The organism is Virgibacillus salexigens (genome assembly GCF_000723585.1).
Taxonomy (GTDB): Bacteria; Bacillota; Bacilli; order Bacillales; family Amphibacillaceae; genus Virgibacillus; species Virgibacillus salexigens.
This window is the reverse complement of sequence record NZ_CCDP010000001.1, coordinates 2,372,198-2,388,118: the sequence shown is the minus strand read 5'-3', so window position 1 is coordinate 2,388,118 and position 15,921 is coordinate 2,372,198. Positions and strand designations below refer to the sequence as shown.

Annotated in this window: 13 protein-coding genes; all 13 read left to right on the top strand. The window is 37.3% G+C overall.

From position 1 onward, the window contains the following. The first annotated feature begins 62 nt into the window (after positions 1-62). The 13 genes from rseP to pnp all read left to right on the top strand — a co-directional run bounded on the left by rseP (position 63) and on the right by pnp (position 15,832). Positions 63-1,328 (top strand): RIP metalloprotease RseP, encoded by a 1,266-nt coding sequence (gene rseP, locus BN990_RS11425; RefSeq protein WP_021291544.1) that lies wholly within the window; start codon positions 63-65, stop codon positions 1,326-1,328. Between the two features lie 121 nt (positions 1,329-1,449). Further along, on the top strand, positions 1,450-5,736 hold the full coding sequence (locus BN990_RS11420; RefSeq protein WP_038244255.1) for a PolC-type DNA polymerase III: 4,287 nt from the start codon (positions 1,450-1,452) through the stop codon (positions 5,734-5,736). A 309-nt stretch (positions 5,737-6,045) separates the two neighbouring features. After that, positions 6,046-6,516: a ribosome maturation factor RimP gene (gene rimP, locus BN990_RS11415; RefSeq protein ID WP_038244251.1), complete on the top strand. Its 471-nt coding sequence runs from the start codon at positions 6,046-6,048 to the stop codon at positions 6,514-6,516. Positions 6,517-6,531: 15 nt separating this feature from the next. Next, positions 6,532-7,626, top strand: coding sequence for a transcription termination factor NusA (gene nusA, locus BN990_RS11410; RefSeq protein ID WP_021291541.1), 1,095 nt, complete (start codon positions 6,532-6,534; stop codon positions 7,624-7,626). A gap of 12 nt (positions 7,627-7,638) precedes the next feature. Further along, positions 7,639-7,920 carry an RNase P modulator RnpM gene (rnpM, locus tag BN990_RS11405; protein ID WP_038244245.1) on the top strand — a complete coding sequence of 94 codons (282 nt, stop codon included), beginning with the start codon at positions 7,639-7,641 and terminating at the stop codon, positions 7,918-7,920. After that, positions 7,907-8,209, top strand: coding sequence for a L7Ae/L30e/S12e/Gadd45 family ribosomal protein (locus BN990_RS11400; protein ID WP_021291539.1), 303 nt, complete (start codon positions 7,907-7,909; stop codon positions 8,207-8,209). The genes rnpM and BN990_RS11400 overlap by 14 nt, the downstream gene beginning before the upstream one ends. Positions 8,210-8,228: 19 nt before the next feature. Next, the gene (infB, locus tag BN990_RS11395) at positions 8,229-10,379 is read left to right on the top strand and encodes a translation initiation factor IF-2 (RefSeq protein WP_038244239.1); all 2,151 of its coding nucleotides are present in this window, start codon (positions 8,229-8,231) and stop codon (positions 10,377-10,379) included. Continuing rightward, on the top strand, positions 10,376-10,654 hold the full coding sequence (locus tag BN990_RS11390; protein ID WP_021291537.1) for a DUF503 domain-containing protein: 279 nt from the start codon (positions 10,376-10,378) through the stop codon (positions 10,652-10,654). Before infB ends, BN990_RS11390 begins: the two co-directional genes overlap by 4 nt. A 48-nt stretch (positions 10,655-10,702) precedes the next feature. Further along, entirely contained in the window at positions 10,703-11,044 is a 342-nt protein-coding gene (rbfA, locus tag BN990_RS11385; RefSeq protein ID WP_031335584.1) for a 30S ribosome-binding factor RbfA, read from the top strand. Between the two features lie 77 nt (positions 11,045-11,121). Then, a complete protein-coding gene (truB, locus tag BN990_RS11380; protein WP_038244235.1) occupies positions 11,122-12,012 on the top strand; it encodes a tRNA pseudouridine(55) synthase TruB in 891 nt (296 codons plus the stop codon). Between the two features lie 21 nt (positions 12,013-12,033). After that, the gene (locus BN990_RS11375) at positions 12,034-12,978 is read left to right on the top strand and encodes a bifunctional riboflavin kinase/FAD synthetase (RefSeq protein WP_038244229.1); all 945 of its coding nucleotides are present in this window, start codon (positions 12,034-12,036) and stop codon (positions 12,976-12,978) included. A gap of 126 nt (positions 12,979-13,104) precedes the next feature. Continuing rightward, positions 13,105-13,374, top strand: a complete 270-nt coding sequence (gene rpsO, locus BN990_RS11370) for a 30S ribosomal protein S15 (protein WP_021291533.1) — start codon at positions 13,105-13,107, stop codon at positions 13,372-13,374. Positions 13,375-13,711: 337 nt separating this feature from the next. Next, positions 13,712-15,832: a polyribonucleotide nucleotidyltransferase gene (gene pnp / locus BN990_RS11365; protein WP_021291532.1), complete on the top strand. Its 2,121-nt coding sequence runs from the start codon at positions 13,712-13,714 to the stop codon at positions 15,830-15,832. Positions 15,833-15,921 lie beyond the last annotated feature (89 nt).

Sequence of the window (15,921 nt, the reverse complement as noted above, 5' to 3'; positions counted from 1 at the left end):
AGGGAATATAATGAGAATGAAGCTATAAAAGATTAATACTTCTTTAAAGGAAGGTGCTCTATTTGACTACAGTTATCGCGTTTATATTGATGTTCGGGCTACTTGTATTTATTCATGAATGGGGCCATTTAATTTTTGCTAAACGCGCTGGAATGCTGGCTCGTGAATTTGCAATTGGATTTGGCCCGAAAATATTCTCGTTCACCAAAAATGAAACAGTATATACCATTCGTCTCCTTCCGATTGGTGGATACGTAAGAGTAGCTGGTGAGGATCCAGAAATTATAGACTTAAAGCCAGGTCATCATGTCGGTCTTGAGTTTAATGAATCTGGAAAAGTAGATAAGATAATCGTCAATCATAAATCAAAGCATCCAAATGCTCGAATTATTGAGATTGAAGAATCAGATTTAGATCATAAACTACAAATTAATGGTTATGATGTAGATGATCAAGAGGAAAGGTTATGTTTTGAAGTTGATCCAAAAGCATCATTTGTGATGGACGAAAGGGAAACACAAATAGCTCCTTATGACCGTCAATTTGCTTCTAAATCAGTTGGACAAAGGGCAATGCAGTTGTTTGCTGGTCCAATGATGAACTTTGTGCTTGCGATTGTTATCTTTTTAATCCTTGGTGTTATTCAAGGTGTCCCTGTTGAAGAAGCGAAAATGGGACAAATACAACCAGATAGCCCTGCACAAGAAGCAGGTATAAAAAGCGATGACGAGATAATTCAAATTGAAGATCAACCTATTTCAACATGGGAAGAATTCACTACGATTGTACGAGATAATCCTGGTGAAGAGTTAGATATAGTTGTTCAACGTGAAGGAGATGAAGTACCATTAACAGTAGTACCTAAAGAAGTACCAGCTACGGAAGGACAACCGGCATTTGGCCAAATTGGTGTTTACCAAGCGTTTGAAAAGTCACTTTTAGGTACGGTCACATATGGTTTTACACAAACTTTTGATACAACAAAACTAATCCTGACAAATCTAGGAATGTTAATTACTGGACAATTACCGATCGAGACGCTTTCTGGTCCCGTTGGAATCTACGATGCAACGGATCAGATAGTGCAAACTGGCTTTATGAACTTCCTGATGTGGACAGCGATGTTAAGCATTAACTTAGGAATCGTCAACCTAGTACCATTACCAGCGTTAGATGGTGGGCGCTTATTATTTGTTGGCCTGGAAGCGGTGCGGGGAAAACCCATTTCTCCCGAAAAAGAAGGTCTCTTTCACTTTGTGGGCTTTGCATTGTTAATGCTACTCATGATTATTGTAACTTGGAACGACATTCAACGATTATTTTTATAACAATTGAAACGAGAAAACCCTTGTCAAAGATGTGCAGGCAGGGGTTTTCCATCTTTATAATAGATGTGTTATTTTAAGACTAGAGAATCATTTGATTCGTTGACGGTACAGGAGGATGAAAATGAGTATTTCAAGGAACGAGAAAATGGATGTACTGTTAGAACAATTACAGATCTCAGATGATCATTTACCTTATTTCTCTGGCAGCTATTTAAATAAATTGGAAGTGTATAAACAGACGAAATCATGGCATTTTCATATTTATACAAAACAAGTACTTCCTTGGGAAGTGTATCAAGTTTTTAGTAGTAAATTAAAAGAGAGCTTTCAGCAAATAGCGGAAGTGGATTTATTTATTGAAGCAGAAGATAAAACATGTGATGTAGAAACAACTTCAAAGTACTGGCAGCATTTTATACAATCATTTACCAACCTTTCACCTGCCTACAAAGAAATGGTCCAGAACCAAACTCCTCGGGTTGAAAATAATAATATTATGTTAACTGCAAGAAATGAAGCCGAGGCTACGGCTTTAAAAAAACGTTTAGAGGAAACATTTAGGCAGTATTGCTCCAAGGCAGGCTTGTCCACGTATTCTTTACGAATTGAGGTCAAAACCGAAGAAGCAGATTTTCAAAAGTTTAAAGAGCAAAAAGCATTAGAAGATCAGCAACTCGTTCGTAAAACTGTTCAAGAGAAGGAAAAGCGTGATCAGAATAAAACGCAAAATGACAATAAGCCAGTTATGCTTGGCTATAAAATTCAAGATGAGCCGATTTCGATGGAAGAAATCCTTGAAGAAGAGCGTAGAATTACCGTGCAAGGCTATATATTTTCCGCTGAGATTCGAAAATTACGTTCAGGTCGTAGTCTACTAATTATAAAGGCTACAGACTATACGGATTCACTACAAATTAAAATGTTCTCTAAAGGCGATGAAGATGCTGAAAAATTTGAAGCTGTTAAGGAAGGCATGTGGGTTAAAGCAAGGGGCAGTATTCAAACAGATATGTACACAAATGAATTAGCCATGATGGCTAATGATATACATGAAGTAAAAGTAGCCCCCCGTAAGGATCTTGCTCCAGATGATGAAAAGAGAGTTGAGTTGCATGCTCATACGACAATGAGTCAAATGGATGCGGTAGTCTCACCAGCAAATTTAATTAGTCAAGCAGCGAAGTGGGGACATAAAGCAGTTGCCATTACGGATCATGGTGGAGTACAAGGATTTCCCGATGCATATGCAGCAGGTCAGAAACATGATATAAAAGTGCTGTATGGAGTAGAAGCAAACCTAGTCGATGATGGTGTACCTATCGCCTATAACGAAAGTGATTTGGATTTAGAAACAGGTACATATATTGTATTTGACGTAGAAACTACTGGATTATCTGCAGTGTATGACACTATTATTGAGCTTGCCGCAGTTAAAGTTCACCAAGGTGAAATCATAGATCGTTTCGAATCTTTTGCTAATCCACATCATCCACTATCACAAACGACGATAGACCTTACTGGGATTACAGATGATATGGTAGAGAATGCACCTGAAGTAGACGATGTAGTAAAAGACTTTCATGAGTGGATGGGTGATGGTATTCTCGTAGCACATAATGCTAGCTTTGATATGGGCTTCTTAAATCAAGGTTTTAAAAAAATAAATTATGAAAAAGCTAGCAATGCTGTTATTGATACATTGGAATTGGCAAGATTCTTATTCCCACAATTAAAAAATCATCGATTAAATACATTATGTAAGCATTTAGACATTGAACTTACCCAGCATCATCGAGCCATTTATGATGCTGAAGCAACGGGCTATTTATTGTGGAAACTAGTACAAGCATTGTTGAAAAAAGAAATTATAAATCATAATCAACTTAATAATCATATGGGAGAAGGAAATGCTTATCAACGATCCCGACCATTTCACTGTATTTTACTGGCTCAAACACAAGAAGGGCTTAAAAATATTTATAAATTAGTATCACATGCACATATTGATTATTTTTATCGCGTTCCACGAATCCCGAGGTCGTTAGTACAAAAAATGAGGAATGGGATTCTTATTGGATCAGCATGTGATCAAGGCGAAGTTTTCGAAACGATGATGCAAAAATCCGAAGAAGAAGCTGAAAGTGTTGCTGATTTCTATGATTATATTGAGATTCAGCCACCAGCAAACTATTCCCATTTGATTGAAAAAGACCTCGTACAAAATGAAGCACAAATCATGGATATTATTAAAAAACTAGTTAAATTAGGGGAACGCATAGAAAAACGTGTGGTAGCAACAGGTAATGTGCATTACCTTGATGATCATGATAAAGTCTACCGACAAATTTTAGTAGCTTCTCAAGCTGGAAATCCATTGAATCGAGTAACATTACCGGAAACACCGTTCCGAACAACAAATGAAATGGTAGAAGCTTTTCATTTTCTCGGTGCAGAGAAAGCGAAAGAAGTAGTTGTTACCAATACATCACTGATCGCGGAAGAAATTGAATCTGTTTCGCCAGTGAAAGATGGCTTGTACACACCTACGATTGAAGGTGCAGACCAAGAAATGCGTGATTTATGTTATGCGCGTGCGAAAAAAATTTATGGGGAACCTGTTCCCGAAATTGTTACGAATCGATTAGAAAAAGAATTAGAAAGTATTATCGGTCATGGATTTGCAGTAATCTACCTGATTTCCCATAAACTTGTTAAAAAATCGTTAGATGATGGCTACTTAGTAGGCTCACGTGGATCGGTTGGATCTTCTTTTGTAGCAACGATGACCGAGATTACAGAGGTGAACCCATTACCTCCACATTATGTATGTGAAACCTGCCATTATAATGAGTTTATTACGGACGGTTCAGTTGGTAGTGGATTTGATTTACCGGATAAAGAATGTCCTAACTGTCAAACACCACTTACAAAAGATGGTCAAGACATACCTTTTGAGACGTTTCTTGGATTTAAAGGGGATAAGGTTCCAGATATCGATTTGAATTTTTCTGGTACGTATCAACCCCGCGCCCATAATTATACAAAAGAGCTGTTTGGGGTGGAAAATGTTTACCGTGCAGGAACAATAGGTACAATAGCTGAGAAAACAGCATATGGCTATGTGAAAGGATATGCGTCCGATAAACAGCTCGTCTATAAAAATGCAGAGGTAGATCGACTAGTTCAAGGTTGTACTGGGGTGAAGCGAACGACTGGGCAGCACCCTGGTGGAATCATTGTGGTACCGGAAGACAAAGAAATTTTTGATTTTACACCAATTCAATTTCCTGCTGACGATCGTACAAGTGAATGGAGAACAACCCATTTTGATTTCCATTCGATTCATGACAATTTGTTAAAGCTAGATATTTTAGGACATGATGATCCAACCGTAATTAGGATGCTTCAAGATTTAAGCGGAATAGATCCTAAAACCATCCCCACAGATGATCCTGATGTCATGACGATTTTTTCGGGTCCAGAAGCACTTGGGCTAACTGCAGATCAAATTAATTGTAAAACAGGAACATTGGGTGTTCCTGAGTTTGGAACAAAATTCGTACGACAGATGTTAGAAGATACGAAACCAAATACATTTGCAGAATTAGTGATCATTTCCGGGTTGTCGCATGGTACAGATGTATGGCTAGGTAATGCGCAAGAGTTAATAAATGATGGGATATGTGAATTACCTGACGTTATCGGATGTCGTGATGATATAATGGTATATCTCATGCATAAAGGGTTGGACGCTTCATTAGCATTTAAAATTATGGAATTTGTACGAAAAGGGAAAGGCTTGCAGGATGAATGGATAACAGAAATGAAGAAACATGATGTACCAGATTGGTATATTGAATCTTGTAAGAAGATTAAATATATGTTCCCGAAAGCTCATGCTGCCGCCTATGTTTTAATGGCTGTACGAATTGCCTATTTCAAAGTACATCATCCGATTTTCTTTTATGCTGCATATTTTACTGTTCGTGCTGATGATTTTGAATTAGATACGATGATTAAGGGTTCTCAAGCTATTCGTAAGCGTATGGAAGGGATTACTGCTAAAGGAAACGATGCATCTCCAAAAGAAAAAAGTTTATTGACCGTTTTAGAAATTTCATTAGAAATGTGTGAAAGAGGCTTCTCCATCAGCAAAGTTGATTTATATAACTCTAGCGCTACAGAATTCATTGTTGATGGTGATAAACTAATTCCGCCATTTAATGCTGTAGATGGCTTAGGAACGAATGCTGCTATTAATATAGTAAAAGCAAGGGAAGAAGGAGAATTCTTATCAAAAGAAGATCTTCGTGAGCGTAGTAAAATATCTAAAACGGTATTAGAGTATCTAGATAATCATGGATGTTTAGAAGGAATGGCAGAACAAAATCAATTATCTCTTTTTTAAATAGGAAGCATAGATTAGTAGAAAAAATCATGTTTATTATAAACCGAACTTGGAAATAGTGATAATAGAGCTGATAAGCTTGCGTGGTTTGTAACCGTATGGTATACTTATTTTGGTAAGTAATGATACGAACTTTTTGAAAGAGTGGGTCTATGCCCACTCTTTCTTCATACCTCTTTTCAACTTTTGTTTATTGCCCCCTTGCCACAACTCTCGGCAGGGGTTTTATATTGAAATAAGGTTATGAAAATGAAAATACAAATAGTTGTCTATACTAGTATGTAAAAACAGCATAAAGGAGGATATGAGTTGAGTTCTCAAGTTATTAAAACAACTGAAGAATTAGTTCTTCCTATCCTGGAACAAAAGAATCTTGAGTTAGTTGATATTGAATATGTAAAAGAAGGTCAAAATCGTTTTCTCCGAGTTTATATTGATAAGGATGGTGGTGTCGATATTACAGAATGTGGAGAGGTATCTGAGGAACTAAGTGAGAAGTTAGATCAAGCAGACCCAATTACGAATGCTTATTTCCTAGAAGTATCTTCACCTGGTGTGGAACGACCGTTAAAAACGAAGGAAGACTTTGAAAAACATGTAAATCAAAATGTTTATGTTAAACTGTATGAGCCAATCGATGGCGAGAAAGTGTATGAAGGAATACTTAAGGATTTTCAAAACAATGTATTAACCATTGAATATAAATCAAAAACGCGTAAATTATCAGTAGAAATTCCATATGACAAGGTGGCTAAAGCCAGACTTGCTGTTACGTTCTAAAGGGGGAGAAAAAAGGTGAGCACGCAGTTGTTTGATGCAATTGATCATTTAGCAAAAGAAAAAGGTATTGATAAGGATATTCTATTGGAAGCGTTAGAAGCAGCTCTAATTTCTGCTTATAAAAAGAACTTTAAATCAGCGACTAATGTTCGTGTTGAGTTGAATGAAGAGACTGGTAAAATGGGTGTGTTTTCCAGAAAAACGGTTGTTGAAGAGGTAGATGACAATCAAGAAGAAATAACCGTTGATGAAGCAAAAGAAATAAATCCTAATTATGAAGTCGATGACGTTGTAGAAGTTGAAGTTACACCGAAAGACTTTGGGAGAATTGCTGCTCAAGCTGCTAAACAAGTAGTTACACAGCGAGTAAGAGAAGCTGAACGCGGTGTCATCTTCTCGGAATATTCAGATCGAGAAGAAGATGTAATGACTGGTATTATCCAGCGGAAAGATTCTCGATTTGTTTATGTGAACTTAGGAAAGATTGAAGCTAAACTTGCCGAAGCGGAACAAATGCCAACTGAAGAATATTATATACATGACCGAATTAAGGTATTTGTTACAAAAGTAGAAAACACGAGTAAAGGTCCACAAATTTATATTTCTAGGTCGCATCCAGGTCTATTAAAACGTCTATTTGAGATGGAAGTGCCTGAAATATATGATGGTATTGTTGAGATTAAATCTGTTGCAAGAGAAGCTGGAGACCGCTCAAAGATATCTGTGCATGCGCCAGATCCTGAAATAGACCCAGTTGGTTCTTGTGTTGGACAAAAAGGACAACGTGTACAAACGATTGTGAATGAATTAAAAGGCGAAAAAATAGATGTAGTCGAATGGTCAGAGGATCCGACCGTCTATGTATCAAATGCGCTAAGTCCGTCCAAAGTTGTTGAAGTATTAGTTGATGAAGAAGAAAAAGCAACAACCGTAATTGTTCCTGATTATCAACTATCATTAGCAATTGGGAAACGTGGTCAAAATGCGAGGCTTGCTGCTAAATTGACCGGCTGGAAAATTGATATTAAGAGTGAATCAGAAGCGCGTGAAGAGGGGCTTCTAAATGAAGAAGAAGCCTACTCTAATAACGAAGAAGACATTTTTGAATAAGGGGGATATGACGTGGCACAGAAAAGAAAAATCCCTACTCGGAAATGTGTAGTTACAAATGAATTGAAACCAAAAAAAGAATTAATACGCATTGTGCGTAACAAAGAAGGAGAAGTCTTTGTTGACCCAACAGGAAAGAAAAATGGGAGAGGCGCTTACCTATCTAAAGATATAGGCGTAATTGACAAAGCTGAAACTTCAAATATTCTTAGTAGACATCTCAATGCGGAAGTGGATGCTTCATTGTTTGATGAGTTACGAGAGTTTGTGAGTAATCAAAATGAATCAAAATAAATATTTAAATCTTATAGGTTTAGCTTTTCGTGCGGGTAAATGTTCAATTGGAGAAGACTCCATTCTTAAACATATCCGATCAAATCGTGCAAAGCTTGTCTTGATTGCAAATGATGTTGGTCCTCAAACAAAAAAGAAACTAACAGACAAATGCAAATCCTATAATGTTCCATTTGCCATAGTTGATGATAGAGATACACTGTCTAATGCTATTGGAAAAACCCATAGAGTAGCAATTGCCATTTTAGATGCAGGGTTTGCTGATAAGATAAGATCGTTACTTGGGTAATAAATTCGGGGGTGAACGTATGAGTAAAATGCGTGTATATGAATATGCAAAACAAAATAACATATCCAGTAAAGAGGTAGTATCCTTTTTAAAAGAGCAAGGCGAAGAAGTAACAAATCACATGTCAACGATATCTACAGAAGTGGTAACAAAATTAGATAATCAATTTAAGAAAGCTAAACAGCCAGAACAAAAGGAAGCGCCGAAACAACAAGATGCAAAACCGGCTGGTAAGAATGGTTTTCATAATACGCAGAACAAACAGAAACAGGCACCAAAAGATCAAAAGAAAAAACCAAATAAGCCAAATAAACATCAGCAAAAACCTCATGGGAAAAATCAAAAAGGTAAAAAAGGCAAAGGGAGTAATAAGCCTGCTGGTAAACAACAACAGCAGCAACCTGAAAAGAAAGAGACACCGAAGCAAATTACTTACCATGGTACGTTAACGGTAAGTGAATTAGCAGAGAAATTGAATAAAGAGGCTTCGGAAATAATTAAAAAATTAATGTTTCTAGGTGTAATGGCTACTAAAAACCAGGATCTTGATGATGATTCAATCGAACTTATATGCGATGAATTTGGGGTAGAAGTTGAGAAAGAAATTATTTTAGAAGATACTGATTTTGATAAATATATTAAAGAAGATAAGCCTGAGGATTTGGTAGAAAGACCAGCAGTTGTCACTATTATGGGGCATGTTGACCACGGGAAAACGACACTCTTGGATTCCATCCGTCATACAAAAGTAACTGCAGGGGAAGCTGGTGGAATCACACAGCATATCGGTGCCTATCAAGTAGATAATGATGGCAAAAAAATCACGTTTCTTGATACACCTGGTCATGCTGCCTTTACTAGCATGCGTTCACGTGGTGCGCAAGTAACAGACGTAGCAATTCTAGTAGTAGCCGCTGATGATGGTGTTATGCCGCAAACCGTTGAGGCGATCAACCATGCTAAGGCTGCAGAAGTACCGATTATCGTCGCTGTAAATAAAATGGATAAAGAAGGGGCTAACCCAGATCGTGTGATGCAGGAATTAACAGAATATGAACTGGTTCCCGAAGACTGGGGTGGAGATACTATTTTTGTGAACCTTTCAGCAATAAAAGGGGAAGGTATTGATGATTTACTAGAAATGATTGTACTTGTTTCAGAAGTAGAAGAATTAAAAGCCAATCCGAATACTACTGCATTTGGAACAGTTATTGATGCCCAACTTGATAAAGGGAGAGGCTCTGTTGCTACCCTACTTGTTCAAAACGGGACATTACATGTAAGTGATTCGATTGTTGTAGGAAATACGCATGGGCGTGTTCGAGCGATGGTAAACGAGCTTGGTAAACGTGTTACAGATGCTGGGCCATCGACACCAGTGGAGATCACTGGATTAAACGATGTTCCTCAAGCAGGTGATCAGTTCCTTGTCTTTAAAGATGAGAAAAAGGCGCGTCAAATTGGGGAGGCCCGTCAACAAAAACATATTCAAGAAAATCGAAGTGAACAATCGAAAGTTAGTCTAGATGATTTATTTGAACAAATTAAACAAGGTGATATGAAAGAAATTAATATCATTATTAAAGCAGACGTACAAGGTTCTGCAGAGGCGCTTGCTTCTTCTTTACGAAAAATTGAAGTAGAAGGCGTCAATATTAAGATTATTCATACTGGGGTCGGTGCAATTACGGAATCAGATATTATTCTTGCAGCTGCTTCAAATGCGGTCGTGATCGGATTTAACGTACGACCTGATGCAAATGCGAAGAAGGCTGCCGAATCTGAAAAAGTAGATGTAAGGCTTCACCGAGTTATATACAAAGCAATCGAAGAGATCGAAGCAGCGATGAAAGGTTTACTTGATCCAGAATATGAAGAAAAAGTAATTGGCCAAGCTGAGGTAAGAGAAACATTTAAAGTTTCGAAAATAGGTACGATTGCGGGTAGTTATATTACAGATGGAAAACTAACCAGAGATTCAGGTGTACGCCTCATTCGCAATGGTGTTGTGTTATTCGAAGGCGAAATCGCAGCATTAAAACGATTTAAAGATGACGTCAAAGAAGTAGCCCAAAATTACGAGTGTGGCGTAACAATCAAAAATTTCAATGATATTAAAGAAGGAGATGTCATTGAAGCATTTGTAATGGAAGAAATTGAGCGCAAATGATCCTATATGCTGAAGTAGAGTGCATGTTGTATGAGGGACGTTCTTTAAAGCAAAAGCGCTCCGTTATTAAACGGTTAATCTCGAAGTTAAAGCATGATTTTAATGTAGCTGTTACTGAATTGGATTATCATGACTTGTGGCAACGCACAAAGCTTGGCATTGTGACAATTTCTACCGAGCAGAAACATGCAGAACAAGTGATTCAGGGAGTATTACGCGTAATTGATTCATATACTGAACTTGAACGAACAATTACCGATGTGGAAAAAATCTAACTTACAGCTCCCTTGTTCTGTAAGGAGTTCAATGACGAGGTGATGGAAATGGCAGATTTACGTTCAAACAGAGTAGCTGAACAAATGAAAAAAGAGCTTGGTGAAATTTTAACTCGAAAGATCAAAGATCCACGCGTGGGATTTGTGACGGTAACTGATGTGGAAGTTACTGGTGACCTGCAGCAAGCTAAAATATTCATATCTGTATTAGGGGATGAAAAACAAAAGCAGGACACATTATTAGGCTTAGCAAAGGCAAAAGGGTTTATCCGCTCTGAAATAGGCCAACGGATTCGTTTGCGAAAGACACCAGAGTTAATGTTTGAATTTGACGAAGCTTACGAATATGGAAATCGAATTGAAACCATTCTTCGCGATTTAAATAAATAATGTCTTCAAAAAATCTGACCTATGATAGGTCAGATTTTTCCTTCATCCCAGTAAAGAAAATGGAGGTACTATAATAGATGAATGGAATATTGTCGTTATGGAAGCCGAAAGGATTAACTTCTCATGATTGTGTGGTTAAAGTAAGGAAATTATTCCAAACGAAAAAGGTTGGTCATACTGGCACATTGGATCCAGATGTAGAAGGTGTATTGCCAATATGTATTGGACAAGCTACTAAAATTGTACCCTTCTTAACAGACACCAGAAAAACATACACGGGTAAGTTAAAATTAGGCATATCAACCGAAACGGAAGATGCTTCTGGCGATATTGTAGATAAAAAAAAGGTAACTACGTTCCCAAGCTCAGGTCAAACAAAAGCGGTTTTTCAAGGATATACTGGTTCCATTAAACAAAAACCACCAATGTATTCTGCAGTAAAAGTAAAAGGCAAAAAATTATACGAATATGCTCGGGCAAATGAAGTTGTTGAACGGCCTGTGAGAGATGTAACTATATTCAAGTTAGAACTTATTCAGCAAGAAGAAGAAGAGAATTGCATATCTTTTCGGGTTGAATGTTCAAAAGGTACCTATATACGCACGCTTTGCGTTGATATTGGTAAATCAATTGGATATCCTGCTCATATGGTCTCATTAACAAGAGAAAAAACCGGTGCATTTTCAAAGAAAAATGCAGTTACATTTGCTACAATAGAAGAGGCAGTCGAACAACAGAAAGAATCTGAACTTTTATATCCCTTACAAAAAGGGCTTTCTCATCTTGATTGCCTTTATGTAAACCATGAGCTTATGGAAAAAGTACTTCATGGACAAAAACTAATCCGTACGAATGAAATGCATACGGATCCATTTACGGTAATGTATCAAGATAGGGTTCTAGCTATATACCAGGTTCATCCTGAAAAACCAGCGTATATAAAGCCAGTTCGGGTTTTCAGTAAATAATAAAAGTGCAGGTGAAACACGGTGCGAACATTTGAATTAAAATACCCGCATTCTTTAGCTTTGGCAGATCTACCAGAGACTGTAACAGCAATTGGTTTCTTCGATGGCATACACAAAGGACATCAACATGTTATCCGAACTGCTGTCTCAAAAGCAAAAGAAAAAGGTATGGAAAGTGCTGTTATTACATTTTATCCGCATCCCACTGTCGTATTAAAAAAAGATGTACAGCACGTCAGATACATAACTCCCTTGCGTGAGAAAAAGGAAATTCTTAAAAGGCTGGGTGTCGATCGACTTTATATCATTAATTTTAATCATGACTTAGCAGCTTTATCACCACAGGATTTCGTTGATCATTTTATTAAAGGCCTTCACATCAAACATGTTGTAGCTGGGTTTGATTTTTCCTATGGTCATAAAGGGAAAGGAAACATGGATACAATTGCAGAACACGCTGCGAATGCGTTTACAACTACCACAATTAGTAAAGTAGAATTAGATGATAAAAAAGTCAGCTCTACAAGAATTCGTGAGTTGTTAAGCATAGGAAATGTTAAAAAGGCGAATGAATTGCTTGGTCGCCCACTGACAGTGGATGGTATCGTTGTTAAAGGGGAACAGCGGGGAAAAGAAATGGGGTATCCAACTGCGAATATTGATACAAATACAGAAGCGTTGCTACCCAAACCAGGAATATATGCGGTAAAAGTTATATATAAGAATGAAAAATATGAAGGAATGGCAAGCCTTGGATTCAACCCTACCTTTGATACCGGTTTAACCGAACCTGTACTCGAAGTGAATATTTTTGATTACAATAATGACTTATATGGTGATGAATTGTTTGTAGAGTTTCATAAATTCATACGTGATGAAGAAAAATTTGCTAGCATAGAGCAATTGATCACAGAATTAGATCAGGATGAAGTAATAAGTCGTAGTTTTTTTTCCAAGCCGCATTAACGAAATTACTTGCATTTTTGCTAAAAAAATTGTACGATAAGGTACGTGGAACCATCGCTTGGCAAAACGTAACTCCGACGTTTGCTAGGGGAATGGGGATAAAAATAATATTAGGAGGTGAGCCAGATGGCTATTACACAAGAACGTAAAAATGAAATTATTAATGAATACAAAATTCATGATACGGACACTGGTTCTCCAGAGGTACAAATTGCTGTACTTACTGAAGAAATTACCAAATTAAACGAACATTTACGTGTTCATAAGAAAGATCATCATTCACGTCGTGGTCTTTTGAAAATGGTTGGTAAACGTCGTAATTTATTAAATTATTTACGTAATAAAGATGTTACACGTTACCGTGAACTAATTAAAAATCTTGGCCTACGCCGATAGATGTAAAAAGCAGGAGAGATCCTGCTTTTTTTATACATTAAGAACATTCTCTATCTAACCCGCTTTTGTCTTAAAACATGTTTAGATCGTTGGTAAGAAATTAGATGGCAGATAGTTACTGTGTAAGCTTTTTTACATGAAAATTGACATTTTATCGTATGGATCTTATCCTTTTCTTTTACTTTCTTGCACCTATTTGTATAAAATAGTGCATGGGTGATTGTTTAAAAGGTGTGTAATCATAAAAATAGTTAATTATCTACATAAAATTTACAATCATGCTTATAAACTATAGAATGAAGGTTAGAATGGTTAATTGAAAGGAGTACTTAAACTAATGGCAGAAGAAAAACACCTATTTTCTACCGAAATTGCCGGTGAAAAATTTACCGTCGAGATAGGCGAGTTAGCAAAACAAGCAAATGGCGCTTGTATGGTACATTATGGTGATACGTCTGTATTGTCTGTAGCAACTGCGTCAAACGAACCAAAGGACCTGCCCTTCTTCCCGTTAACGGTAAATTATGAAGAACGGCTATATGCAGTTGGCAAGATCCCAGGAGGGTTTATTAAACGAGAAGGAAGACCAAGTGAGAAAGCTATTTTGTCATCACGATTAATTGATCGTCCGATTCGTCCATTATTTCCAGATGGCTTCCGAAATGAAGTACAAGTAATTAGCACCGTTATGAGTGTAGATCAGGATTGTCCATCTGAAATGGCAGCGATGATTGGATCATCGATTGCATTAAGCGTTTCTGATATCCCTTTTGCGGAACCAATTGCTGGCGTAAACGTTGGTCGTGTTAATGGTGAATTTGTAATTAATCCTACCATCGAACAAGAAGAACAAAGTGATATTGAACTAACCGTTGCTGGTACGAAGGATGCCATCAATATGGTAGAGGCAGGAGCTAACGAAGTACCTGAAGAGGTAATGTTAGAAGCAATTATGTTTGGTCATCAAGAAATTGCTCGTTTAGTTTCCTTCCAAGAAGAAATTGTACAAGCCGTTGGAGCAGCTAAAAAAGAAGTTATTTTATTTGAAGTTGATGATGAGCTGGCTACAAAAGTTGAAGCTGAAGCTTCCACAAAACTGCTCAATGCAATTCAGGTGAAAGAGAAGCATGCGCGTGAAGAGGCAATCAGTGCGGTGAAAGACGAAATTCTCGAAGCTTATGATGAAGAAGACAAGGAACAATATACACAAGTCAAGGCTGTTCTTGACAAAATCGTTAAGGAAGAAGTACGCAGACTAATAACGAAAGAAAAAATTCGCCCTGATGGACGTAAAATTGATGAAATTCGTCCATTGTCTTCACGAATTAATGTATTACCAAGAACACATGGATCTGGATTATTTACAAGAGGGCAAACCCAAGCGTTGAGTGTTTGTACATTAGGCGCTCTCGGAGATGTTCAGATATTAGATGGGCTTGATTTAGAAGAGTCTAAACGATTTATGCATCACTATAACTTCCCTCAATACAGTGTAGGTGAAACAGGACCGATTCGAGGACCAGGTCGTAGAGAAATTGGTCATGGTGCATTAGGTGAACGTGCTTTAGAGAAAGTCATTCCTTCTGATAAAGACTTCCCTTATACTATTCGTCTTGTTTCTGAAGTGTTAGAATCAAACGGTTCGACATCACAGGCTAGTATTTGTGCATCTACGTTAGCGATGATGGATGCTGGAGTTCCAATCAAAGCACCTGTTGCAGGTATAGCTATGGGGTTAGTTAAATCAGGAGACGATTACACAATTTTAACTGATATTCAAGGAATGGAAGATGCCTTAGGAGACATGGACTTTAAAGTAGCTGGAACTGCTAAGGGTGTTACTGCATTACAAATGGATATTAAGATTGAAGGTCTTTCTAAACAAATATTAGAAGAAGCATTAACTCAAGCAAAACACGGACGTATGCAAATCCTTGATTCCATGCTTGCAACGATTAAAGAACCAAAAAATGAACTATCTGAATACGCTCCTAAGATTTTAACGATGAAAATTAATCCAGATAAGATTCGTGATGTTATTGGCCCAAGTGGTAAACAAATAAACCAAATCATTGATGAAACTGGTGTTAAAATTGATATTGAACAAGATGGCAGTGTGTTCATTTCATCTACAGATGCAACGATGAACGATAAGGCGAAAAAGATTATCGAAGATCTTGTACGAGAAGTAGAAGTTGGACAAATGTATCTTGGAAAAGTGAAGCGTATTGAGAAATTTGGAGCATTTGTTGAATTATTTAAAGGAAAAGATGGGCTCGTCCATATTTCAGAATTGGCCGAGGAGCGAACAAATAAAGTGGAAGATGTCGTTTCAATTGGCGATGAAATAATGGTTAAAGTCAAAGAAATTGATAATCAAGGCCGGGTTAACCTTTCTCGAAAAGCTGTGTTAAAAGAAGAGCGGGAAAGAAAAGAAGCTGCAGAATCTCAATCCTAATAATGAACGAAAACAAGAAGCTGGCCGCCCAGTTTCTTTTTATTTTTTAAAAATGGAGATGCATACAAACGCTACAAAGTTAATCATAC